18 protein-coding genes are annotated in these 23,315 nt (G+C 42.4%); 10 read left to right on the top strand and 8 right to left on the bottom strand.

The features are described from left to right. Nucleotides 1-146: 146 nt before the first annotated feature. From DFP80_RS00460 to DFP80_RS00450, 3 genes are all read left to right on the top strand, one after another. On the top strand, nt 147-1,412 hold the full coding sequence (locus tag DFP80_RS00460; protein ID WP_113914846.1) for a response regulator: 1,266 nt from the start codon (nt 147-149) through the stop codon (nt 1,410-1,412). A 91-nt stretch (nt 1,413-1,503) separates the two neighbouring features. Then, complete coding sequence (locus tag DFP80_RS00455) at nt 1,504-2,511, top strand: serine/threonine protein kinase (protein WP_113914845.1); 1,008 nt, start codon at nt 1,504-1,506, stop codon at nt 2,509-2,511. Next, on the top strand, nt 2,478-4,490 hold the full coding sequence (locus DFP80_RS00450) for a RecQ family ATP-dependent DNA helicase (RefSeq protein ID WP_309472351.1): 2,013 nt from the start codon (nt 2,478-2,480) through the stop codon (nt 4,488-4,490). The genes DFP80_RS00455 and DFP80_RS00450 overlap by 34 nt, the downstream gene beginning before the upstream one ends. Here the strand turns inward: DFP80_RS00450 and DFP80_RS00445 are convergent. The 4 genes from DFP80_RS00445 to DFP80_RS00430 form a co-directional block, all read right to left on the bottom strand. Then, on the bottom strand, nt 4,465-4,866 hold the full coding sequence (locus DFP80_RS00445; RefSeq protein WP_113914844.1) for a VOC family protein: 402 nt from the start codon (nt 4,864-4,866) through the stop codon (nt 4,465-4,467). The genes DFP80_RS00450 and DFP80_RS00445 overlap by 26 nt on opposite strands. Nucleotides 4,867-4,975: 109 nt before the next feature. Next, entirely contained in the window at nt 4,976-5,290 is a 315-nt protein-coding gene (locus tag DFP80_RS00440) for a GIY-YIG nuclease family protein (RefSeq protein ID WP_113914843.1), read from the bottom strand. Nucleotides 5,291-5,312: 22 nt separating this feature from the next. After that, entirely contained in the window at nt 5,313-5,918 is a 606-nt protein-coding gene (locus tag DFP80_RS00435) for a LysE family translocator (RefSeq protein WP_113914842.1), read from the bottom strand. Continuing rightward, nucleotides 5,915-6,121 carry a hypothetical protein gene (locus tag DFP80_RS00430; RefSeq protein ID WP_113914841.1) on the bottom strand — a complete coding sequence of 69 codons (207 nt, stop codon included), beginning with the start codon at nt 6,119-6,121 and terminating at the stop codon, nt 5,915-5,917. The genes DFP80_RS00435 and DFP80_RS00430 overlap by 4 nt, the downstream gene beginning before the upstream one ends. Nucleotides 6,122-6,356: 235 nt before the next feature. On the opposite strand from DFP80_RS00430, the gene DFP80_RS00425 reads away from it, so the two are divergent. Continuing rightward, on the top strand, nt 6,357-7,769 hold the full coding sequence (locus tag DFP80_RS00425; protein ID WP_113914840.1) for an aminotransferase-like domain-containing protein: 1,413 nt from the start codon (nt 6,357-6,359) through the stop codon (nt 7,767-7,769). 77 nt (nt 7,770-7,846) lie between these two features. Here the strand turns inward: DFP80_RS00425 and DFP80_RS00420 are convergent, their stop codons facing one another. Beyond that, entirely contained in the window at nt 7,847-9,760 is a 1,914-nt protein-coding gene (locus tag DFP80_RS00420) for a TonB-dependent receptor domain-containing protein (RefSeq protein WP_113914839.1), read from the bottom strand. 25 nt (nt 9,761-9,785) lie between these two features. After that, nucleotides 9,786-10,850 (bottom strand): MBL fold metallo-hydrolase, encoded by a 1,065-nt coding sequence (locus DFP80_RS00415; RefSeq protein WP_113914838.1) that lies wholly within the window; start codon nt 10,848-10,850, stop codon nt 9,786-9,788. A 132-nt stretch (nt 10,851-10,982) separates the two neighbouring features. On the opposite strand from DFP80_RS00415, the gene DFP80_RS00410 reads away from it, so the two are divergent. From DFP80_RS00410 to DFP80_RS00395, 4 genes are all read left to right on the top strand, one after another. Beyond that, the gene (locus DFP80_RS00410) at nt 10,983-11,888 is read left to right on the top strand and encodes a LysR family transcriptional regulator (RefSeq protein WP_113914837.1); all 906 of its coding nucleotides are present in this window, start codon (nt 10,983-10,985) and stop codon (nt 11,886-11,888) included. A 128-nt stretch (nt 11,889-12,016) separates the two neighbouring features. After that, nucleotides 12,017-13,393 carry a TolC family protein gene (locus tag DFP80_RS00405; protein WP_113914836.1) on the top strand — a complete coding sequence of 459 codons (1,377 nt, stop codon included), beginning with the start codon at nt 12,017-12,019 and terminating at the stop codon, nt 13,391-13,393. Next, on the top strand, nt 13,393-14,583 hold the full coding sequence (locus tag DFP80_RS00400; protein WP_113914835.1) for an efflux RND transporter periplasmic adaptor subunit: 1,191 nt from the start codon (nt 13,393-13,395) through the stop codon (nt 14,581-14,583). Before DFP80_RS00405 ends, DFP80_RS00400 begins: the two co-directional genes overlap by 1 nt. After that, nucleotides 14,580-17,840, top strand: coding sequence for an efflux RND transporter permease subunit (locus tag DFP80_RS00395; protein ID WP_113914834.1), 3,261 nt, complete (start codon nt 14,580-14,582; stop codon nt 17,838-17,840). The genes DFP80_RS00400 and DFP80_RS00395 overlap by 4 nt, the downstream gene beginning before the upstream one ends. An 84-nt stretch (nt 17,841-17,924) precedes the next feature. Here the strand turns inward: DFP80_RS00395 and zigA are convergent, their stop codons facing one another. Then, on the bottom strand, nt 17,925-19,136 hold the full coding sequence (gene zigA / locus DFP80_RS00390; protein WP_113914833.1) for a zinc metallochaperone GTPase ZigA: 1,212 nt from the start codon (nt 19,134-19,136) through the stop codon (nt 17,925-17,927). A gap of 304 nt (nt 19,137-19,440) precedes the next feature. Between zigA and DFP80_RS00385 the strand changes: the two genes are divergently transcribed. Then, nucleotides 19,441-19,911: an Lrp/AsnC family transcriptional regulator gene (locus tag DFP80_RS00385; RefSeq protein WP_113914832.1), complete on the top strand. Its 471-nt coding sequence runs from the start codon at nt 19,441-19,443 to the stop codon at nt 19,909-19,911. 47 nt (nt 19,912-19,958) lie between these two features. Continuing rightward, nucleotides 19,959-21,647: an aminotransferase class V-fold PLP-dependent enzyme gene (locus DFP80_RS00380; protein ID WP_113914831.1), complete on the top strand. Its 1,689-nt coding sequence runs from the start codon at nt 19,959-19,961 to the stop codon at nt 21,645-21,647. Nucleotides 21,648-21,726: 79 nt separating this feature from the next. On the opposite strand, the gene DFP80_RS00375 is transcribed toward DFP80_RS00380, so the two are convergent. Continuing rightward, nucleotides 21,727-23,313, bottom strand: coding sequence for a fucose isomerase (locus DFP80_RS00375; RefSeq protein WP_113914830.1), 1,587 nt, complete (start codon nt 23,311-23,313; stop codon nt 21,727-21,729). Between the last annotated feature and the right edge of the window lie 2 nt (nt 23,314-23,315).

Genomic DNA, 23,315 nt, shown 5'->3' with positions numbered 1-23,315 from the left:
CTTTTGGGTGGGGGATTATCGTCAAATACCACCTTGCCTTTCATTTTTAGCCTCTTTTCAGGTGAATTATTTTAGTGTTTTAGCTTGCCCCATGCTATAAACAAGGAGCTGCTCTTTTTTCAAGTATTTACAGCTAGGATTTGCTTTTGACCAATGTAAGCTCTCTGGACATGGATAACAAAAAGGATATTCATCAAGAACTTATCGATATATCAAAAAAACGCGTTCTGATTATCGAAGATCTTGGAGAAATGCGTCTTATGCTGAAGTCTTTAATGACATCCATGGGCTATTCCAATATTGATGTAGAACCTTCGGGACAATCCGCTATAAAGCGAATATTAGAAAGGCCTTATGATGTCGTGTTATCAGACTTTAATCTTGGCGGGAGTATCGACGGGCAGCAAATTTTAGAAACCTCTCGCAAGAATTACTCCCAAGATCATTCCACTATTTTTATTATGATTACCGCCGACACAGCTTATGAAAGTGTTGTTAGCGTGTTGGAATATCAACCAGATAGCTATCTTGTAAAACCCTTTCCACCCGCCGCCTTTTTTCGCCGATTCGAACGAGTCCAACAACAAAAGAAAACCTTTGAAGGCATCAATACCGCCAGAAAAGAAAATGATTTTGAAAAAATGGAGTCTCAAGCTAAAGCCATCATGGCAAAGCATCCTAACCTTGCCAGTCAATGCTTAAAAATAATTGGCGAATCACTTTACGCTCGTGGCCGCTACAAAGACGCTAAAAGCCACTACATGCTTATCATTCAAAAAAATAAGAACCTTGCTTGGGCACATTATGGTATCGCATTATGTGAGCTTAAACTCGGTACTGTCGCTGCAGCCATAAAAAAACTAGAACACACTATTGCCCTAAGTCGCCATTTTTTATCTGCTTATGACTTGTTAGCAGACGCATACGAAGACCAGGGAAATCTAGAAGCTGCTCAAACGGTGATGAGCAGTGTTTTAGAAGTCTCTCCACGCGCAACAGACCGCTCACTTCGACTTGCTCAAATCAGTATGCAACTAAAAGATTGGTCTACAGCCGAACATGCTTATTCAAAAGTCATAAGGTTAACTCGAGATTCTAGCCAAGAGAAAGTCGAGCATTATTATGAGTATTTGAAGTGCTTAACCAATATGATGACAAGCCATTCAGATAACTCCAAGCTAGCTGATAAATTTAAACGCACGCTTATCCGTCTTCGTTCCTTTGGGAAAACCAACCCAGCAGCGATATCCAACTCTTTTCGAATAGAGATTCAACAATACTTAGCTAGGGATCATCTTGGTGAAGCCATTAAATCTTGGAAGCAATGGAATCGCCTAATAAAATCAGGGCAAGCTTCGCCTCTTACCGATGCTCAAAAACACACGCTAAAGAAACGTCTCGGCTTGCTATAATCGCCTTGCACCGTTATGGTCATGCGCTGATCTTCAAATTGGCGTTACCGCCACTTACACATTTTTATCCTTTACTATCAGAGCATCCATTATGACGGCTACTCATTCTTTTTCGTCCCTTATTCCTGATGTCATTTTAGATGCCGTAGAGTCCACTGGCTTATGGAGTGACTCGCGCATCTACCCACTAAATAGCTATGAAAACAGGGTTTATCAAATTGGTATCGAAGATGCGTCGCCTGTCATAGCAAAATTTTACCGCCCGGAACGCTGGAATGAGAGACAAATTAGAGAAGAACACCAAACATTATTACAACTCCACGCCGCAGGCGTTCCTGTCGTCGCTCCAATAAAGTTTAATGGCGAGAGTTTGCTTCGCCACAAAGGCATGTACTTCTGCCTGTCTCCAAGATTAATTGGGCAACACCCAGAGGCGGACAACCTAGATCAGCTTTATCAAATTGGCGAACTCATCGGCCAGCTCCACAGCAATATACAAACAACGCCCTTTCAAGACCGTATCAGCGTATCTCCTTTGTCACAAATGGACGATGCTGCTAATCAAATTTTAACTGGGCGCACTTTATTCGGACACGCAGAACTAACCAAAGCACTACAGCTACCAGAAAAACTCAAACCGATTTACAAGAAACAAATCCAAACACTACGAGATCAGTGCGAAGCCAGTATAAAGAGCTATTGGCCTACCCAGCTGCGCCCAATTCACGGCGACTGCCACCGTAGTAATTTAATGCTGCATGACGGACAATTTCACTTAGTCGATTTTGATGATTGCCAGAATGGCGTTGCCGTCCAAGATTTGTGGCTGCATATCACTCAGACCGAGAACCCCAGACAACAGTTAAGCGAAATTATTGAAGGCTATGAAACCTATTTGCCTTTTGAAACCCGCGAATTAGATTTAGTCGATGTATTCAAATGTGTGCGAGTAATTAGCTATGCGGCTTGGCTACAAAGCCGTTGGCATGACCCAGCTTTCACGAAAGCATTCACTTGGTTTGGCAGTGAAGACTATTGGATCAACCACTTAAATGAACTAAAAAAATGCGAATTAGAATGGGGACAAATTTCTCGATGATGCCTTTAGATGCAAGGTCTTTAAATACAACACCATTAGAACAATCGCTACAATCGCTGTTCGGTTTTAACGAGTTTCGTGAAGGTCAAAAGCAAACCATTGAACAACTTCTTGCAGGGCATTCATCTCTCGCCGTTTTTCCAACAGGCTCTGGTAAATCCTTGTGCTATCAATTCACTGCTACTCAATTACCTAATTTAACATTAGTCATCTCGCCATTAATTGCCTTGATGCACGATCAATTGGCCTTTTTAACCTCAAAAGGCATTCCTGCGGCTTGTTTAGATTCCAGCCAAAGCAAAGATGAAAGCCAAGCGGTTATGTCTGGCGTACAGAGTGGCGCTATTAAGATTTTAATGATCTCGGTTGAACGCTTTAAAAATGAACGTTTTCGTCGGTTTATCAAGCGCGTTCCAATTTCCATGTTAGTGGTCGACGAAGCTCACTGCATTTCCGAGTGGGGTCATAACTTCAGACCAGACTACCTAAAGCTGCCCTCTTACCAACAAGAATTGGCTATTCCATTAGTCTTGCTATTAACCGCCACAGCAACACGTCGAGTACAAAGAGATATGGCACAAAAGTTTGCCATTTACCCTGAACATATAGTGCAAACTGGCTTTTATCGACACAACTTAGATATTGACCTTATCCCCGTACAAAGCCATCAAAAACTAAACGCCTTAAAAAATATTCTCAATGAAGCCCAAGGCGCAAGTATCGTTTATGTTACTCAGCAGAAAACGGCCGAAGAGGTCGCTCGCGCTCTACAAGCCGATGGCTACTCAGCTGTCGCCTATCATGCAGGCTTGAATAGCGATATTCGCAGCGCTATTCAAGCCAACTTTATGAGCGGTAAAACACGCATTATAATTGCAACGATTGCCTTTGGGATGGGAATCGACAAATCAGATATCCGTTTAGTCATACACTTTGATTTGCCCAAATCAATAGAAAATTACAGTCAAGAAATTGGCCGTGCAGGACGAGACGATCAACCTAGCCGATGTGTTTTACTTGCCAATTTAGAAGGCTTAAGCACCTTAGAAAACTTTGTTTATGGGGACACTCCAGAACCTCAAGACATCAATAATCTACTGCGCTCTATTGCTAAAGACACCCTTGAAGGCGAATGGGAAACACAACTATACGGATTATCGAATCTCACCAACATTCGTTCTTTACCGCTAAAAACTTTATTAGTACAACTCGAATTATTAGACGCCATTACGCCAAAATACAGCTTCTACGCTGATGTCAAAATCAAATGGGAAGGCGATAGAATCGCTTTTTCCAACCAAATTCCAGCCGAATGGCAAGCCGCCTACCAAGCTATTCTAAAAGGCATTCAATACAAAAAAATCTGGGGCTCACCTGATTTTGACAAACTTTTTAATGAAGCAGGGTTATCTCGTGGAGATGTGTTACAGATCTTGGAATTTGCAGCGGATCACAATGTTCTGACGTTAGAAAGTAAAGGCTTAACCGAAGTCTATCAAGTCCACACAGAACATTTTCATCATCAAACCTTAGCCAGTCAGTTACACCAGTACGTAGATGAAAAACAAAACGCCGAGATTGAACGCATTGCAACTATGATTCGTTTCTTCCAGCTGAATCGTTGTTTGAACCATAACTTAGCACGCTATTTTGGCGACCAAAACGCACCAGAACACTGCGGCCACTGCTCAGTTTGTCGCGGAAAAACTCTTGCCTTTACCCAACCAACAGACACGAATGATGACCTTGAAAACTGGGCAAACCTTGCCGAATATGTCCAGCTGTTTAGTCAACATGTAGTCAGTAAAAGCCCAACGACTCAAATCACGGCGGTATTGATTACGCGTTTCTTAACAGGCCTAACACAACCAATATTCACTAAAGTAAAAGCCCGACAATTAAGCGGTTTTGGTGTATACGAAGAGCGAAGTTATGTTTCAGTGCAAGAAGCCGTTAGTCAGTTTCTTGCTCATCGTTAGAAAGTTCGTCTTCGTAGACACTGACTTCAATCAGATTGTTATCAGGATCATTAAAATAGACAGATTGAATGGGTCCTAGCGCTCCAGATTTGCTAACTGGCCCTTCTAGAATGGTCACTTTGCAGTTTTTCAGGTGATCAATTACTTCCGCCATACTCCAAGAGGTAATCAGGCACAAATCTCCAGATCCTTCCATCGCATGGTTGCGCAGCTCTTGGCCCAATAATTGAAGATTGATCTTTTGCTGACCAAAGCGCATTGCTTTGCGTCCGTTAGCAAAGGTTATAGGCTCCATTTTAAGCACGGTTTCGTAAAAAGACACGGCCTTATCGATATTTGCCACCGTCAAAACGATGTGGTCAAAATGACTGATCATAGCTCCTTGCCCCCTAGTGCAAGTCATCACAAAGTAAACAACATGCTACGAATGATTGACTGGAAAGACAAGCTTATATTACGCCTTAAGAAGCTCATTCTTGTCATGATCAGAGGCGCAATGCGCTAAGGTCTAAACCACCATTTATAAGGCTTATTTTTTGGCGACGATTTAACTTCTTTACCTTATGCTCCAAAACTAAGGCATCACTTTTCGAACCGACGGTTTGATGCCACACTAATTCCAGTGGTCCTTTACCTTTCAGGTAGCGTGCCCCTCGCTTACTCATACCTGAATGCTCTTTAAAGCGGCGCTCAACATCCGTACTAATGCCAGTATAAAGCGTGTTCAAGCGAGTCTTTATCATATAAAGACTCCACTCCTGCCCCTTGAAAATACTTTGCTCTTCCTGTTCATCTGTCACTTAATACTCCTATTTTGAGCATTTAATTACCAATAATCAGCAACAACGTAGAAGCTGTGGCAACTCCCATGCAAAAATTAAAGATTCGTTGGCGTTTTTGATCCGTTAACCAACGTCGAATACTCACTCCTGCCCATGCCCAAATAGAAATGGCCGGAAAACCCATCGCTGCAAATAAAACAATCATCCAAAAGCCAGACTGGACATATAAATCACCCGCGATTGCAAATGAACTGACACAGCCAATCGCCATCATCCAAGCTTTCGGATTAACATATTGAAAAAGCAAAGCTTGCCACCAATTCATTGGAGATGATGAAACAGTGGTTTCCAAGTTTCCCACTGGTGCACTACCAATTTTCCACGCTAACCAAAGCAAATAGGCGCAACCGACCCATTTTAATACACTGTACAAAGGTGGGTACCAGGTAAACAAAGCACCAAGCCCCATTAATGTCGACAGCAGTAAGCTTGCAACACCAAGCACAATCCCTAGCATATGCGGTAGAGTTCGACGAAAGCCAAACTGAGCTCCTGACGCCAATAACATAATGTTATTCGGGCCAGGTGTCACGGAAGTCACAAAAGCAAACATGGCAAGTGCCAAGAAAAATGATACATCAATCATTCCATTCGCCCCTTATTTTTGATGAAAAACAAAACATCTCGAATAAAGCCGATCAAAGTAGCCTGAGCTAATTCGGCATCTTTTAGCTCCTTTGTCATCCCTATGTCACTCATCTGCTGAATAGTGATGGACGCTAATTTTTTACGTGTTTGAAAACGCTCCACACCTTTTTGGATACAAACGAATAAGCTAACAACCAGCATGGCACTCTCCCTTAGATGACAAAAATCAGAACGAAATACGCTCTATGTGTATTGAGTAACCAATTTAATAGAAGATAGAAATACAATACAGATTCAAAAAATCACTTTATCAAACATACAGTGAGGGATTTTATTACACTGTATGGGCAAATAAACCCGAATCTGTATGGTCATAAAAGGCAAATATACATCTTATAATCAATACAGATATCAAAAAGGGTTTTAAGGGGGCCAAATGACACTTTATCAAAAACTTGCCAATCGCTTACGAGAGCACATACAGCATGACTTTTATAAACCTGGCGACAAGCTACCCTCTGTGCGCCAATTAGCCCAAGAACATGGGGTTAGTATCTCCACGGTACAAGAAGCGTATCGACAACTTGAGCAAGAGCTACTGGTAGAAGCACGCCCGAAATCTGGCTACTTTGTTTGCTCACAAAAGCAGGACAATCTGCCAAGTATCTCAAGGCCGCCCCAGCGCCCTCTGGAAGTGTCCCAATGGGAAGAAGTACTCAACATGCTGATGAATCGCAGTGGCAATAAAGGCGTGCAATTGCAGCATGCTATGCCAAATATGAAATCAGCAACATTAAAGCCCTTACTTAAAACCTTGTCAGACCTTACCAAGCAAAAACCAGAGTTAGGATTAGGCTACGCAGATATTCGTGGTACGAAAGAATTACGCATACAACTTTGTCGTCTTGCTGTTGCATCCGGTTGTCAGTTACACCCTGACGATTTAGTTGTTACTTCAGGTTGCCAAGAAGCATTATCTGTATGCTTGCGAGCAGTGACAGAACCAGGTGATATTATTGCTATCGAGTCACCAAGCTTCTATGGCTCCATGCAGGCGATCAAAGCTGCTAACCTAAAAGCGATGGAAATCCCGACCCATCCCGAAACAGGTATCAGCTTAGAAGCTTTAGAGCTGGCATTAGATCAATGGCCAATTAAGGCGATTTTTGTCACACCAACTTGCAACAACCCGATGGGTTACACCATGCCAGAAGACAAAAAAGAACAACTCTATCGGCTGGCACAAAGCTATGATATTGCCATCATAGAAGACGATATCTATGGTGATATCTCGTATCAATTCCCACGTCCTAAAACCATCAAATCCTTTGATGAAGATGGCAGAGTTCTACTGTGTTCGTCTTTTTCCAAAACCATTGCCCCTGGAATGCGCGTTGGCTGGATTGCGCCGGGGCGTTACCGTGACAAGGTAACTCATATTAAGTACGTCAGCAGTTCTATGTGCCCAGTTCTTTCTCAGCTTGCCATCGCAAAATTCATTCGCTTAGGCGGCTACGACAAACACATCCGAAAAATGAGGCAAGACTATGAGCAACAGCGAGATCATCTACTGAGTGTTATAAAAACCTACCTACCTAACAGCACAAGGGTAAGCTACCCTGCTGGCAGCTTCATTCTCTGGGTAGAACTTCACTCAAGTATTGACAGTGTCAAGCTAGTCGAACGCTGCCGAGAAGAAGGCGTTGGCTTTGCACCAGGCCCACTATTTTCGGCAACAGGGAAATATCGTAATTGCTTTCGGCTCAATTTCAGCGAGCAGAGTGTGGAAAAACGCGAATGGGCAATTAAAACCTTAGCTAATGTGATACTGAAAGAAGCATCTAAATAAGAAATATCGATACATTACTTTTAACAAGAAAACCATAAAAATATTGGCACACATTGTATGCCAATATTAACATTAATTTAGAAACTGTATTCTAAAGATGCCCAGTATTCACGTCCTGCATCTACAAAGCCAAATTCTGAAAATGCAAATTCTTGATTCGTAAGATTGTTAATACCTGCCTGCACAACAAAACGATCACTTAGCTCCAATTGCATACCCAAATGAATTAAATCATAAGAAGGTGCCTGAGTTTCAGTATTACTCGACAAACCGGTTTCCTGTGACTCTTTGCCACGGTATTCATAATCTACCCAAGCTTTTACCTTATCCAATAATTGCCAATTCAATGAAGTAGCAAATAAGTGAAGTGGTATTTGCGTCAAAGGCTGACCTTTATTTTCGCCAGATAACTGTTCAGATTCGGTATATGTGTAACGCACACTCAAATTTAGCGTTTTACGTAATTGGAATTCAGAACTTAACTCAAAGCCTTGCGTCTTTGCCTCATCAACATTGATGTTATAACGGGAACCTGACACAGCACAAATGGATGTAGGGCAACTGGTAGTCATGATTTTGTCGTCAAAACGATTATCAAACACTGTTGCACTTATCACCTTATTATCCGCGCTGTAGATCACACCAATTTCTTTACTAAGCGAGGTTTCAGGCTTTAAATCTGGATTACCATAGATATCACCACCACGACTATCCTGGACCCAACCACTGGTAATTTCGCGCAGCTCAGGAGTTTGATAACCCGTAGCGACGCCCGCTTTAAAAGTCCAAGAGTCCGTGGTAAACCAATTAGCATAAAACCGAGGGCTTATTTGACTATCAAAGTTCTCGTTTTTGTCTAGACGTACTCCTGACGTTAAAGACAATGTTTCTGCAAAAAACCATTCATCTTCACCATAAAGCGAATACTGATCATTACTGATTTTCGTACTGTCGAGAACATTTTCCATATCTTTCAATTTGGCTTGAGTGACATTCCCTCCCACGGTAGTAACATGCTCTTGCGAAGGAATAACCCATCGACTGTCCAGCACCAAATTGGTAATGCGCATATCACGCCCTTCATTGTAGGTGCTTTCTCTTTGTAGGTAGGTAGTATCAGATAACTCGCCCCAAGACCCTGTATGAGTCAAGGCAAATGAGCTTTTATCGTTTTGGGTTTCACTATCGCTTCGCGCACTTCCTGCGGCAGACTTACCGATAGTTGTAATGCGCTTTTGATTGCTTTTCATGAAATCCAAATCAAAAGCATGATCCTCATTCGGTGTGTAACGCAATTGAGCGTTGTAGTTATGGATTTCTTTTTCAGAGGCACCACGAGATACTTCATCTTCTTCATTAGAAAGGCCACGAGCTCCCAAACGAACACTCAACGTATCTGCGATAAGAGGGCCAGCCAAATAAATGGAGGCTTGCTTACTCCCACCATAAATATCGTCTTCAGGCTTAGTCATATCAAAGCGAACATTACCATGCCACTCATCTGTGGCTTTACGGGTAATGATATTGACCACACCACCCATTGCATTGGCGCCATATAAAGTCGACATAGGCCCACGGATAATCTCAATACGTTCAATGGACTTTAAAGGTGGCAACCACTCTTGATCCATTCCACCACCGCCACTTGGCTGTGATTCACGAGACGACTGTGGACGACCATCAACCAACAACAAGGTATATTTGGTCGGCATACCACGAATGGAGATATCGTTACCAGATGCCCCTCCTGTAGCGAACACACCAGGAACATGGCTAAGCACCTCAGAGATATCTCTGTAAGCGCCTTGACTAATCGTTTCTTGATCAATCACGGTAATACTGGCTGGCGCTTCATTAATTTTTTGCTCATATCCAGACGCCGAAACCACTAATTCAGACAAATCTGTACTAGTATCCGCCATGATAACGGTCGAAATCATACTTAGCTTTAAACCTGCTGCCGTTGTCAGCAATAAACGATATTTATTCATAAAATCACACTCAAAAATTCATTCGTTAAGGGGTGTTTTTTTGGACTCTATCTTGATAATTCGAAATTTTTACCACTCGAGCCAGACTGCAATCGCGCAGCAACGCAAAAGCGCCTGTTGCATTCGTATCCACAAACGGATGCGGCTGATCAATTTGACGTTGCAACAAGGCTTGCATCCGCTCTACGCTATTGTCTCTGGTCGGGTGATTGGATAGAAATACATCGACAGCTTTGTTATCTGCCAATTGCTTGAAACGCGCCGCTGAATCTGTATACATTTGTAGGCGTTCGATATTCGGTCCAAAGTTCAATCCAGTACCACCCCACATAGCAGCCATGTGTTTTTGCTGGCCATCTTTTACCGGAAAAATAAGCGAAATGGTGCCTAAAGTATGGCCAGGAGTCACATAAAGCTCGACTTTTGTATCCCCTAATTCAATCACATGACCATCTTCAATACTGATATCACGGGTTGGCGCCAGCCCCCATTTAGGGTTAAAAATTTCAGGCTCTGGTTTTTCTAATTCAGTCCAATCCGCCTCGCTCATCACGACTCGCGGTTTAAATTCATTTACGATGTATTCTTGGCCACCATAATGGTCACCATGAGCATGAGTAATGATCAAATAACGAATATCATTCGGATCCATACCTAAGGAGCGAATCCCTTCCGCTATAATCGCTTCAGATTGGCGATTGCTGTTCATTGCATCAATAAGAATTAACCCATCTGAGGTTTGAATTACCCAACTGGCTACAGAACGGTTACCAACAAAGTACAAGTTATCAAATACTCGAAGTGGCGCTAACATTGACCTTTCTGCTCGCTGAGCACGTTCTTCGTCTGTCAGTGGCGATCTCTTATTTATGGATCGACGTCGATCGCCGGCAATTTTTAGCGGACGATCGATTTCACAAAGACTTGTAAGACCAGGATAGTTAGCCCCTGCCAATAGACCTTGTTTAACTAGATCTTCTGGTGAAATAGATATTTGCGCTTGAGCTTGGCTGCATAAAGTAAGTGATGCTGTCAAAATGAGCGATTTGTACAATACGCTAAAAGCGCAACAGCTAAGCTGTGATGTCATATATACACCCTATATAAATGATATTGGTTACCATTAGTATTCTCACATAATAATTTGAAAAAAACCTCGGAACATCTTGTTCCTAGTTATGGAATGAACAGCAACATGACATTAAAAAATAGGTATACAAAAATGTATGATATAAACGATCTATATAGCTTTATAACGTTAATTGAGACAGAGAACCTAACAAAAGCGGCCAAACAACTTGAAGTCTCTAAATCAACACTGAGCCGACGAATTTCCCATTTAGAAGCCTGTGTTGGGCAAGCCCTTCTCTTGCGTCAAGCAAATAAAATACTCCCAAACGCTGCCGGCAAGGCCTTCTATCCTCATGCCTGCAAAATACTAGATGCGACAAAACTGGCCCAGAAAACCATCGACACACTTCAGGACTCAGTAGTAGGAGAATTAACTATTACGGCCTATTACGGCTTGGCTCGCTCTTGGTTACCAAAAGAGATTATTAAGTTTGCTGACAATCACCCTGAAATCAGTATTTCTCTTAAAACAACTTCAATCTTTTCTGAATTAGAGCAATCTGACATCGGAATTTGGTTAGGGACTTTGCAACCATCTAAGTTCAAAGAAGAAATGCTAGGACACTTAACATGCGGCCTCTATGCTTCTAAAACATTTCAGCAAGAAAATACCAAATTAGAAGATATTGATGGGTTGGAAGATATTCCATGGGTGAACTTTCACCATTTTTATCAGCCAGCAGGAGATTTAGAGTTACGGCACGCTGAAGATGGTAGAAAACGCGTTCAAATACCAAAGTCTCAAATATGGACAGACCAAATTGCCATGCAACTTGAGCAAATAGCCAGAGGAAAAGGTGTAGGTGTCTTACCTGATTACATGGTAGCCATGAGAGAAAAACACCACCCAGGTGATTTGGTCAGAGTACTGCCACAATGGCAACTTCCCTTGATACCCGTTTACTTACTCTACCCATATGGCAGCTTACCCAAGCGAATGTCAGAGTTCCTACATCATTTCAGAAATAGTACGCTTACGATTTTAGAGAAACAATAACTGTAAAGAAACGCAAATACACTTAAAGCCTTGCCCCAAAAACGTAATAATCGAGCATCTTGCTTATTCACTAATGAAAGGTAGTTTAAAAGCGCTGCCAACTTAGCTCTTTGACTAGGACACACTACATGCTCAATCGGTCTTTTGTAAATCTAGGGGTGCTCTGTTTCAGCTTAATATTAGCGGCCTGTAGCAGTACAGAAAAACGCAAAGACTATGCAGAGCTAGCACAACAAGAATTAGATACAACAAGTGAAATCAAAACATCACAGTGGCAAACAATGGATAATGTTGCCCCTGCAAGCTATTTAACAGACCTAATTAAAGACGAACAATTAGACGATTTAATTACCAAGGCTCTCGAAGCTAATCCTAGCCTACAAAAAACGCAACTAACGCTAAAAGCCAGTTTGTGGAGCTTAAAAAGCCAGCAAGGCGACTCTTTACCTAGCATCGAAGCGGGCTTTTCTGGCAGCAAATCCGAAGGCAGCGACAGCAACTATAAAGCCAGTTTAAGTATTAGCTGGGAAGCAGACTTATGGCAAAAACTCGCTCAAGCAGAACAAGCTACAGCTAAGACACTTGCCAGTGAGGAAGCCTTATATCAAGCCAGCCGCGACACCTTGGTCGCTAATGTCATTAAAACTTGGCTAGCCATTACCGAAAAACAACATGCTATTGATATCGAACAAAAACGTCTAACGCTTTTAGAAGCCAACGAAAAGCTCATTCTAAAACGCTTTAAAAATGGCCTTGGCAATTTGGAAGAGCTTGATGAATCGCGCACCTCGACTTCCCAATCTAAAGCCGACGTTGTGGAGTACAAAGAAAATCTCGCTATTGAAATACGTAACTTACAACTTTATTTGGGAGAAACAAATACTTTGGATTTCCTTGCAAATCAAAGCTATCCAGACGTCAGCCTTACTCTGAGTGATTTGCCACAACAAAACTTACAACGTAGACCGGACTTAAAAGCCGCGTATTTGGCAATTGAAGCCGCTGATTTAAATACCTCCGTCGCTTATAAAGACATGCTACCCAGCATCAGCCTAAGTGCAACATTAAGTGAGACAGCAACCTCTCCAAGCGCAGCTCTATTTGGTTCTCCTATTTGGTCTTTATTAGCACAAATAACCCAACCTCTTTACCAAGGTGGGCAACTAAAAGCTGCTGCTGAAATCGCCAAACTAAAAACCGCCCAAGCCTATCAAGATTACCGTGATACCTTGCTGACAGCCGTCAACGAAGTAGAAAACACCTTAGGACAAGAGCGAGTGCTATCCCAGCAAGTTCAACATATACACGACGCCCTTCTCAGCGCCAAAAAGAACCTCACTCAGTATGAAAAAAAATACCGTACAGGATTAGTCGAGCTGAACGATTTGATCAGCGCACAAACCACTGCGTTTGATTTAGAAGCACAACTGGACAATTTAAATTATCAGCACCTATCAAACAGAGTTGATTTGGGGCTTGCACTTGGGCTTGGAGTAAAACCTTAATGAAACACCTTTCTCGATGGATCACTTTACTACTCGCTGGTGTTGCAATAGCTGGCGCCTATCTATACGTGTCTCACGCTATTAAAGCTCAACAAAACCGGGTACAAACACCGCGCCCTGCGACACCAGAGCAAGCCTTAGAAATATCCACTCTAAGCGCCAATATAGGCAGCTATTCCGCAGCAATAAAAGCATCAGGCATAGTTAAACCAAGATACTCTTTAACAATGACAAGCCAAGTAAGTGGCGAAGTAATTAGTCTTTCAGACAAATTTGAGTCTGGCCAAATCATCAAAAAAGGACACCTTTTAGGCCAACTACAAAACACCGAACTAAACAGTAACGTGGCTAGCGCTAAAAATACTTTAGCAACAGCAGAATTGGCACTGAAGGAAGAAATTCGCCAAGGCGAACAAGCCAATGCAGAATGGGAAGCCGCGGGGTTTAAAGGCGATCCAGATTCGGACTTAGTGTTACGCGAGCCACAATTAAAAGCGGCGCGTGCAGACGTGGAATCAGCCAAGGCGGCATTAAATAACGCACAAGCTCAATTAAAGCACACTCAACTCACGGCACCTTTTAATGCTTTGGTTGTCGCTCGTAGCGTTTCCCTTGGTTCGTACCTAAGCTCTGGAAGCGAGGTTGGTACACTCTATAGTATCGATCGAGCCGAAATTAAAGTTGATTTATCGAATAGTGATTGGCTGAAGCTTCCAGATACAAAAACACTATTAAAACAAGGCTGGCCAGCATTAATATCAAGTATTGATGACAAGAATTCTTGGCAAGGTGAAATTTTAAGCATCAACCAACATATAGACGAAACAACACGCATGCGCAGTTTACTGGTGAGTTTAGAGAAACCACTCGACCAGTCTCCAGCATTAATTCCGGGCGCCTTTGTCGAGATATCTATTCAAGGCAAACGTCTTGATAACCTTTGGCGGTTGCCTAATACCGCATTAAGCCAAAAAAGTGAAATTTGGTACATAGATCAAGATAGCCGTTTGGCGGCTTTTGAAACCACGCCTCGCTTTGTGGACTCTAAATACGTTTATATAGAAGTACCTGAGTCCATGCGTCAGAAAACGTATCAAGTACTTGTTCAACCCTACAATAGCTATTTAAAAGGCACGCTTGCTCAACCACTTACTACCTCTACATCGACTGATACGAGCGTGAAACCATGAGTCCGACAGATCAACCAAAAGGTATTATTCCATGGTTTGCCAATAACCCTGTTGCCGCAAACCTACTGCTAATTTTAATTATTAGCTTGGGCGTTCTAAACATGGGATCGCTAAACAAGGAAGCCTTCCCAAGCCTAACGCCTAATCGCGTAGCAATTTCCGTCAGTAATGACAGCGGTTCCGCCAAAGAAAATGAAGAAGGAATAGCAATCCCGCTAGAAGAAGCCTTACAAGGTGTATCTGGTATAAAAACCATTACAACATCATCCACCGCCAGTGCAACAAGTACCAGTATTGAAATGTTAGATGGTTACGACATCGATACTCTGCTGGACGATGTCAAAGATAAGGTTGATCAAATCTCTTCATTTCCTGACGAAGCAGATCCGGCTGTCGTGACCAAGGCTACCCGAGAAGAGCATTCAATTTGGATTCAACTCTATGGTGAAACCGATCGACGCACCCTACAACAGCTAACCAATGAATTAGAATCTGATCTATTGGCAAATGAAAACATCAGCGCAACCTCTATTTCTGGTTGGCTAGATCCAGCCATTATGATCGACATTGATAAAAACAAACTTGAAGCTTACGGACTCACTTTATCGGATATTGCCACAGCTATTAACGCAGAATCCTCCCCCGCTCAAGTGGCAACCCTACGAGACGAAAACATTTATCTTACCATCAGCGCATCTGAACAAGCCTATATAAAAAGCGAGTTTTCACGCATCCCAGTCCTTACCAACACATCTGGAGGAAAAGTTTTACTGGGTAATATCGCTAACATACGTGACACATTTGACGAAGATGACTATGTTTTATCCAGATTTAACCGCCAAAATAGCTTAGGAATCCAGATTCTCACTACCGGTACCAGTGATATTTCCAACTCCGTCACTGGTGCAAAAGCCGTCATTCAAGATTGGCGAGACAGCGGACGTTTACCAGCCAATGTAAAACTCGGCACCTGGTATGATCGCAGCGAATCGATTAATCAACGGCTGGAATTGATGGTAGAGAACGCCATCACAGGCGTCTCGCTTGTCTTTGTCTTGCTGGCCATATTTCTGAACGTCACGGTAGCCTTTTGGGTTGCTATGGGATTGCCTTTCATTTTTTTCGGCACTTTATTTTTTATGGGGACGGAAAGTATTGGCCTAACATTAAACATGTTTACCACCTTTGGCTTTATTATGGCCTTGGGGATAGTTGTGGATGATGCGGTTGTCGTAGGGGAAAGTGTTTATACCGTTCGGTCAAAGGAAGGCGACACTATAGGCAATACCATAAAAGGTACTATGTTGGTCGCCATTCCTACGTTATTTGGTGTTTTCACCACCGTTGCAGCATTCTGGGCTTTATCGAATATCGAAGGTCGTTTAGGTCAGCTGTATTCTCAATTTGCTACCGTTGTGGCCATTTGTTTGGTGCTATCTGTAATCGAATCTAAAATTATCTTACCCGCTCACCTTGCACATATAAATACGCAAAAATCGACTAGTACTAACCCGATATCCAAAGCATGGGCAATGGTTCAAAAAGGGGCAGATTACTCTCTACAATGGTTCAGCGAACACATTTATCGCCCAACAATAGATTTAGCTCTGAATTATCGATACGCCGTTAGTCTACTATTTATCGCTACCTTTATTTTAGTTATTTCCATGCCATTTACTGGAGCTATTCGCGTGAGTTTTTTCCCACAAATTCCGGGCGATACGGTACGGGGCGAATTAACCATGTACAACGACGTCAGCTATGGGCAAACCAACAAAGTACTGCTGGAACTAGAACAAAAAGCCTACCAAGCCGACATTGCTTTGCGCAGCGACAATAATGAACGTAAACGACCAACGGCAGACAATATTGAACAAGCTAAGCCATCACTACCAAGTACTTCAAAGACAAGCACCTCAAATCAACCAGAAGCACCATCTAAACCCAAAGGCGAGGTGGCGATCAAAAACATTCAAGTGACCGCGAGCGATGACCAATCTGGAAATATTCGTATTGAACTTGACGATAATCGTCCCTACACGTCTGCGCAGTTTGCCAGCAAATGGCAACAGCTTTCGGGCATGTCAGAAGGTGTCAAAAACCTACGAATTCGCAGTGCCCGTGAAACGGTCGATGCGCTAAAGGTAGAATTACGAGGCAATGACAGCAGCGTCCTTAATGGCGCTATGGAAGAGCTATTAAAGCAGTTAGCGACCCTTCCTGCTGTAACTGGTATCGAACAAAATAATGAACCAACCGAGTCTCGACTCACACTAAAACTAACGGATCAAGGACGACTATTAGGCTTATCCACCAGTAATCTAGCAACTCAAGTCGCTCGTAATTTTGATGGCCAAGTGGTGCAAGAATATCAACGAGACAACTCTGAAGTCGAAGTCCACCTAGGTTACCCAAGTGAACAAAAAGAGTCGCCTGCAGCAGTGATGAACACTAAAGTCGTTTTAGACGATGGCACTCGCGTCCCTTTATCGACTGTCGCCACACTATCTCAAGAAGATGCAGAAACTCGTATTATTCGCATCGATGGCAAACGCTCTTTGTATCTATCCGCTGAAGTCGACAAAGATACCATGTCATCGACGGAAGTCGTTGAATACCTACAAGGTGCCGTTGTACCGCAGATGAAGCGTCAATTCGCCGGTGTCTCTATTTATTTTTCTGGAGAAGCAGAACAGAGAGAAAAAACACAGTCATCTATGTCTGAGATGTTTCTGATTGCCTTATTGATCATTTATGGGCTTTTGGCGATACCCTTAAAATCTTACTCTCAGCCGCTTATCATCATGATGGCGATTCCATTCGGCATCATTGGTGCATTGCTTGGCCATTGGATGAACAACCTGGCATTGGGAATTTTTTCTCTAAACGGCATACTTGCGCTCAGCGGTGTTGTGGTAAATGACAGTCTATTGCTCGTATCTCGTTTCAACGACCTCCGCCATGAAACCAGTCACGTTAAAAAAGCCATCAGTCTCGCGTGTCGAAGCCGCCTTCGTGCCGTATTACTGACCTCTTTTACTACTTTTGCGGGCTTAATTCCAATTCTTTGGGAAACATCAAGACAAGCACAAATGCTCATTCCGGCCGCTGTATCTCTTGCCTACGGCATCATGTTTGCCACCGTAATCACACTTATTTTGATTCCTGTTTTACTGATGATAAAAGAAGATATTCATCAATTGATAAATAAATTAAAAACTAAAACCACAGAAGTGTTAGAGCCTATAAGCGAATAACTTAAAAATATAAAAACCAAAAAAAATCAAAGCATCCCAGCTTTTCTAATGCAGGGATGCTTTGTTTTTTTATTTATTACGACCTTAAGCAACCTCTTGCCATTCTGGAAAAGGGTCCGACAATGTGGCCCATACAGCTTTTCCCGCCAGCAACTCTTGATCGCTTAGCAAGCAGGCATTCAAGGCTTCTATCACAGCTTCCTTGTGTAGATTCTGACCAATAAAAACCAACTCCTGACGCATATCACCAAAAGGCTCAACCCATTGCTCCGCTATCGATTCAAGGTATTCTGAGTCTTGTGGCCACTTATCCTTAGGAACCGCTTTCCAAAATATGCCAGCAAATCCATAATGCGCAATCCCCCCAGCCTGACTCCATTGACCAGCAAACTCTGGACGAGTCGCTAACCAAAAAAAGCCTTTCGAGCGCAGTAATTTCCCATATGCTTCAGTGTTATGAAGAAAATCAAAAAAACGTTGCGGATGAAAAGGTCGCCGCGCCAAATAGGAAAAACTGCTAATACCATATTCTTCTGTTTCTGGCACATGCTCACCACGCATTTCTTTTAGCCAGCCAGCGGCTTGTTGTGCTTTTTCAAAGCTAAACTTATCGGTTCCCAACAAGCGTTTAGGCTCTATTTTGCCTTGATGAATGGGGATAATATCTGCTTCCGTATTGAAACTACGAAGGATGGATTCTAATTGTCGTAATTCCACCGTACTGACTAAATCGGTTTTACTAATTAAAATAATGTCGGCAAATTCCACTTGATCAATCAACAAATCCGCCACACTACGTTCGTCTTCCTCTCCTAGAGATTCACCCGTTTCCCGCAAGGATATGGCTGCGTCATAATCCTTCATAAAATTTACCGCATCTACAACAGTCACCATAGTATCTAAGCGAGCAATATCCGATAAACTCACGCCATCTTCATCCGCAAAAGTAAAGGTCTCTGCTACGGGTAAAGGTTCAGAAATACCAGTTGACTCAATCACTAAATAATCAAAACAATTGTCTTCGGCCAGTTTTCGAACCTCAATCAATAAATCTTCTCGTAAAGTGCAGCAGATACAGCCATTGCTCATTTCTACTAACTTTTCTTCACTACGATTTAGTGATACTTCTTGTTTAATCGTCGCAGCATCAATATTAATCTCACTCATATCGTTCACAATCACCGCGACTTTGAGACCATCACGATTGTTCAATATATGACTTAAAACCGTCGTTTTACCTGCTCCTAAAAAACCAGATAGAACCGTTACAGGTAATTTATCTTTCAAATTTTTCATGGATCTCTCCTACAAGACTAAAATGTTATGATATAACATTTCACAGATTCGAGATAGACCGCTACTTAAAAAATCACGTGGACAAACTCAAAGAAAAACATGCAATAAATCGTTATCGATGCCTTCTCAAGCACTTAGCCCCTTATTTTTTTCAAAAAAAATGCTTTTTTATCACTTTTTTTATCACCTATTTAAAAACCTAATTCCTCTATCAGACAAGGTTAAGGAACCAAGTTGCAGTAAGCGAAAAAAAACATGACAATAAGAAAAAATAATCTAAAAAACAGACAGAAAAGAGAACAAAATGAACTTAGATAACATAGATTTGCAACTACTTGCCTTAATTCAAAGTGATGATAGTATTTCTACAGAATCTATGGCTCAGCAGGTTGGCTTATCAAAAACGCCCTGTTGGCGGCGAGTGCAAAAATTAGAAAGTGCAGGTTTTATTAAACGTCGTGTTGCACTTTTAGATGCCGACAAATTAGGACTCGGCGTATCAGTTTTTGTACAAGTCAAAACCAATCAGCATGACGCGAATTGGGCCGATGAGTTTGCTTGCGTTGTGGCAGAATTCTCTGAAGTGGTGGAGTTTTACCGCATGGCAGGAGAATACGATTACTTACTTCGTGTGCTAGTCAAAGATATTCCAGCGTACGACAAATTTTATAAACGATTAATTAGTGCCACCGCATTAACCGACGTCACATCAAACTTCGCCATGGAGCAAATTAAGTGGACAACTCAGTTGCCCTTGCCCAGCGTAAATGAATGAGTGACCATCTGGTTCATTAATGCGGCAAGCCAAATAAGGAAAGAAACATGTCCATTGCTGCCGCAGAAAGCACGTTAGATCAAAGCACTTCAGGAAAAAATACAAACGAGCTACCTAATCCAGAAGCTTTGTTTGCCCGTATTCGTAACAGCATTATTGGCAGGGACGCACCAATACACACTCCTTTTGGCACAAGAACTTTAACCTATGCCGATTACACAGCATCCGGTCGCAGCTTAGATTTTATTGAAGATGCGATTCGCCACGGCGTTTTACCGCTTTATGCTAATACTCATACAGAAGCCAATGCTACTGGCCTACAAACAACCGCCTTTCGCGAGCAAGCTCGTCAGCAAGTTCGAGAAGCTGTTAACGCCTCTGATAAGGACTTAGTAATATTTTGCGGTAACGGAGCCACCAGCGCGATAAATACCTTAATTAGCCAATTAGGCTTGCGTCAATTGAGTGAGTCTGAAAAAAATGACACATGCATTTTTATTGGACCTTATGAACATCACTCCAACGAACTGCCTTGGCGCGAATTGGGGGTTGAAGTGATCAGAATTCCTGAATCAAAGGATGGTGGTGTGTGTCTTTCTTCATTAGAAGAGCAATTACAGAAAAATCAAAATAAACGCCTCATCGGCAGTTTCAGCGCCGCATCTAATGTCACAGGAATTCTGTGTGATCAAGATTCGATTACAGCGTTACTCCACCGCTATAATGCCCTCGCTTTTTGGGATTTTGCCGCAGCTGCACCTTACGTGGCATTAGATATGAACCCAAGTGCCAACCATTCACTTGCCAAAGACGCGATCTTTTTCTCTCCTCATAAGTTTATCGGTGGCCCAGGTACGCCGGGGATTCTAGTGGTTAAAAAAAGCATTATTAGCAACCAAAAACCGAGCCATATCGGCGGCGGCACCGTGTCTTTTGTGACACCTGAAGATCATACTTTTTTGCCTATTGGCGAACGTCGAGAAGAAGGCGGTACACCGGGGATTCTAGAATCCATTCGTGCTGGCTTAGTATTCCAACTTAAACAAGCTGTTGGTGAAAAAAACATCGAAGCTCGTGAACACGAACTCGTGAAACTCATCGACAAACATTGGCATAACCACCCAAGCATTGAGCGTTTAGGCCATACTGATGCAACACGCTTATCAATTACAGCGTTTCGCATCAAAACCGAACTGGGTTATTTACACCATGGATTTGTCACTGCTTTATTAAATGACATGTTTGGCATACAAGTACGTGGCGGTTGTTCTTGCGCTGGACCTTATGGTCATCAACTTTTGGGCATAGATCAAACTGAGTCCGAACGTATTCAAGCAGCACTGAGAAAAGGCGAAAAACTGGTAAAACCAGGCTGGGTTCGTTTCAATTTGAACTACTTCTTAGAGGATTCAGAAGCCATATTTATTCTAGATGCAATCGATTTTATCGCGAAGCATGGTACAACCCTGTTGCCTTATTACGCTTATGATCAAACCTCGGACTTATGGCGCTTTCAAGGAAACCACACCACAGCCAAATCGCTTAATAATCTGCTGTGGCAATCGCTCAGCACGGAACAAAAACCAAGCCACACGACCGATAAAAATGTTTATTTGGTAGAAGCAGAAGAAATTGTGAAAGACTGTCTAGCAGGAAAATACATTCCGCAGCCACAACCCTTCAATCAAGAGTTTAGTGAGATTAAGCGTTTTGTTTTGGCTGAAGATCTTGTTTAGTTAATACATAATAAAAGCAGCTATCAAATGATAGCTGCTTTTATTATTAAGCATTCTTAGTAAGTATTACTTACAGTACTTACACACCGCAGAGATGCACTTTTATTCCAAGCTCCTTTGCAAGTGCTGCTTTAGCGTACATAGCATGCTCAGCGTCCGCCTCGGAATGAGCATAAACAACTTGAATGTGATTAGCTTTGTGTCGAGCCATCATTTGATCACGACTCACTCCTTTTAGTACCGCGTTCATAATTGGCCATTCAGGGGTGGTAGATTGAGAGCGACGAGCGACCTCTTCTTCTGGTAAATCAACCGCTTTGCCACGCCCCAGATCCATATGAAGAGCACCTTGTTGTACATAGATTCTTGACCAGATAATGTCTCCTGCTTTCGCAATACCTCGCAAAGAACCACCGCCAAATGGGAAATACATCAATGGCTGACGTAAGCTTTCTGAACCGGCCCAACCACCTTCATGATGAGCTGGCGGCACAGCACCTGAAATTTCAAAGACCCAAACATAGTCATCGCAACTACCAGTAGGGTCAAATCCCCCCCAGCGAATATCATGCAGAGTGTTTTCAACTGGCTGTCCAAGCGCTCGGTGCAAACGGTTGATTAAAACACCATCCAATGCTGCGCACTCATCCACTTCATTAAAGTGTACTATGGCTTGCCCTTGGCGAATAACACTTCCATCCGCACGTTTTACATCAGGGCGGTCTTCATTATTTAGCATGCCTTCAGCTAAATCAGAAGCAGGCAGCAAATCCTTCAAGCCTTGTTGATATTGAATGCCTATAGCTTCACACCCAAACTGATCGGCTAAACGTACAGATGCAATGTACATCTTGCATTGCCCAAGAACTTGCGCTTCCGTTAAATCTGTCTCAGGGTTTGGGCCATAATGAAAAGTCATGCCTTTACCTAACATCCACTGATACACTTCAATCGCTTCTTCATCAGATACTTGCAATGTCGCATGGTACAAAGTTGATTGTGACAATCTTTCTTTAAAAATACCCATAGGCATGAGTAATTCATCAGGAATGATGGCGTTATACATCCCCATACAGCCTTCATCAAAAACCCCTAAAATCACTTTATTGCGACGAATATCATCTGCAATTCCTGCAACCAACTTATGATCAGCCTCATTTATAGTATTTTCGAATACTCTAACATGTGATGTATCATGAGTAATTTTTCCAGTATGCAACCATTCTTTGATACCTGTTAAGAAGAAATCATCGTCAAAATTTTCCGACCAAATAGTAGAATAATCCACTTTAGCTTTAGTCATAGAGGCATTAATATTAAGTAACCCGACCAAACCTGGATATTGACCGGACCAATTGGCGATAGTCAAAATAGGCCCTCGGTGAGTCGTTAAACCCGCTAAGACATGGTGCGAATATTGCCAAACCGCTTCTGCGACAATTAAAGGAGCATCAGGATCAATAGTTGCAAATATATCCATGCCTTCACGCTGGCTTGCAATAAAGCCATGCCCAGCCGCTTTTTCGGGATGAGCACGAACTAACTCATGCCCAAGGTCTGCCAATACTTTGGTTAGCTTTGCTTCCATTGCTTTTTGTGTAGGCCAACATACAATATTGGCACCTTCTCTTAAATCACCACTAGCAACTAATATAATTTGGCTCATTG

The sequence above is a fragment of the Marinomonas rhizomae genome (genome assembly GCF_003315485.1).
GTDB classification, from domain to species: domain Bacteria; phylum Pseudomonadota; class Gammaproteobacteria; order Pseudomonadales; family Marinomonadaceae; genus Marinomonas; species Marinomonas rhizomae.
The sequence above is the reverse complement of the archived record's forward strand: the minus strand, read 5'-3'. Positions and strand labels throughout refer to the sequence as shown.

Excerpts from the sequence above, each read along its gene's own strand:
- DFP80_RS00400 (WP_113914835.1), top strand. The coding sequence starts at position 13,393 with ATGAAACACCTTTCTCGATGGATCACTTTACTACTCGCTGGTGTTGCA.
- DFP80_RS00415 (WP_113914838.1), bottom strand. The coding sequence starts at position 10,850 with ATGACATCACAGCTTAGCTGTTGCGCTTTTAGCGTATTGTACAAATCG.
- DFP80_RS00435 (WP_113914842.1), bottom strand. The coding sequence starts at position 5,918 with ATGATTGATGTATCATTTTTCTTGGCACTTGCCATGTTTGCTTTTGTG.
- zigA (WP_113914833.1), bottom strand. The coding sequence starts at position 19,136 with ATGAAAAATTTGAAAGATAAATTACCTGTAACGGTTCTATCTGGTTTT.
- DFP80_RS00430 (WP_113914841.1), bottom strand. The coding sequence starts at position 6,121 with ATGCTGGTTGTTAGCTTATTCGTTTGTATCCAAAAAGGTGTGGAGCGT.
- DFP80_RS00420 (WP_113914839.1), bottom strand. The coding sequence starts at position 9,760 with ATGAATAAATATCGTTTATTGCTGACAACGGCAGCAGGTTTAAAGCTA.
- DFP80_RS00395 (WP_113914834.1), top strand. The coding sequence starts at position 14,580 with ATGAGTCCGACAGATCAACCAAAAGGTATTATTCCATGGTTTGCCAAT.
- DFP80_RS00405 (WP_113914836.1), top strand. The coding sequence starts at position 12,017 with ATGCTCAATCGGTCTTTTGTAAATCTAGGGGTGCTCTGTTTCAGCTTA.
- DFP80_RS00410 (WP_113914837.1), top strand. The coding sequence starts at position 10,983 with ATGTATGATATAAACGATCTATATAGCTTTATAACGTTAATTGAGACA.
- DFP80_RS00375 (WP_113914830.1), bottom strand. The coding sequence starts at position 23,313 with ATGAGCCAAATTATATTAGTTGCTAGTGGTGATTTAAGAGAAGGTGCC.
- DFP80_RS00425 (WP_113914840.1), top strand. The coding sequence starts at position 6,357 with ATGACACTTTATCAAAAACTTGCCAATCGCTTACGAGAGCACATACAG.
- DFP80_RS00450 (WP_309472351.1), top strand. The coding sequence starts at position 2,478 with ATGCGAATTAGAATGGGGACAAATTTCTCGATGATGCCTTTAGATGCA.
- DFP80_RS00385 (WP_113914832.1), top strand. The coding sequence starts at position 19,441 with ATGAACTTAGATAACATAGATTTGCAACTACTTGCCTTAATTCAAAGT.
- DFP80_RS00380 (WP_113914831.1), top strand. The coding sequence starts at position 19,959 with ATGTCCATTGCTGCCGCAGAAAGCACGTTAGATCAAAGCACTTCAGGA.
- DFP80_RS00445 (WP_113914844.1), bottom strand. The coding sequence starts at position 4,866 with ATGATCAGTCATTTTGACCACATCGTTTTGACGGTGGCAAATATCGAT.
- DFP80_RS00455 (WP_113914845.1), top strand. The coding sequence starts at position 1,504 with ATGACGGCTACTCATTCTTTTTCGTCCCTTATTCCTGATGTCATTTTA.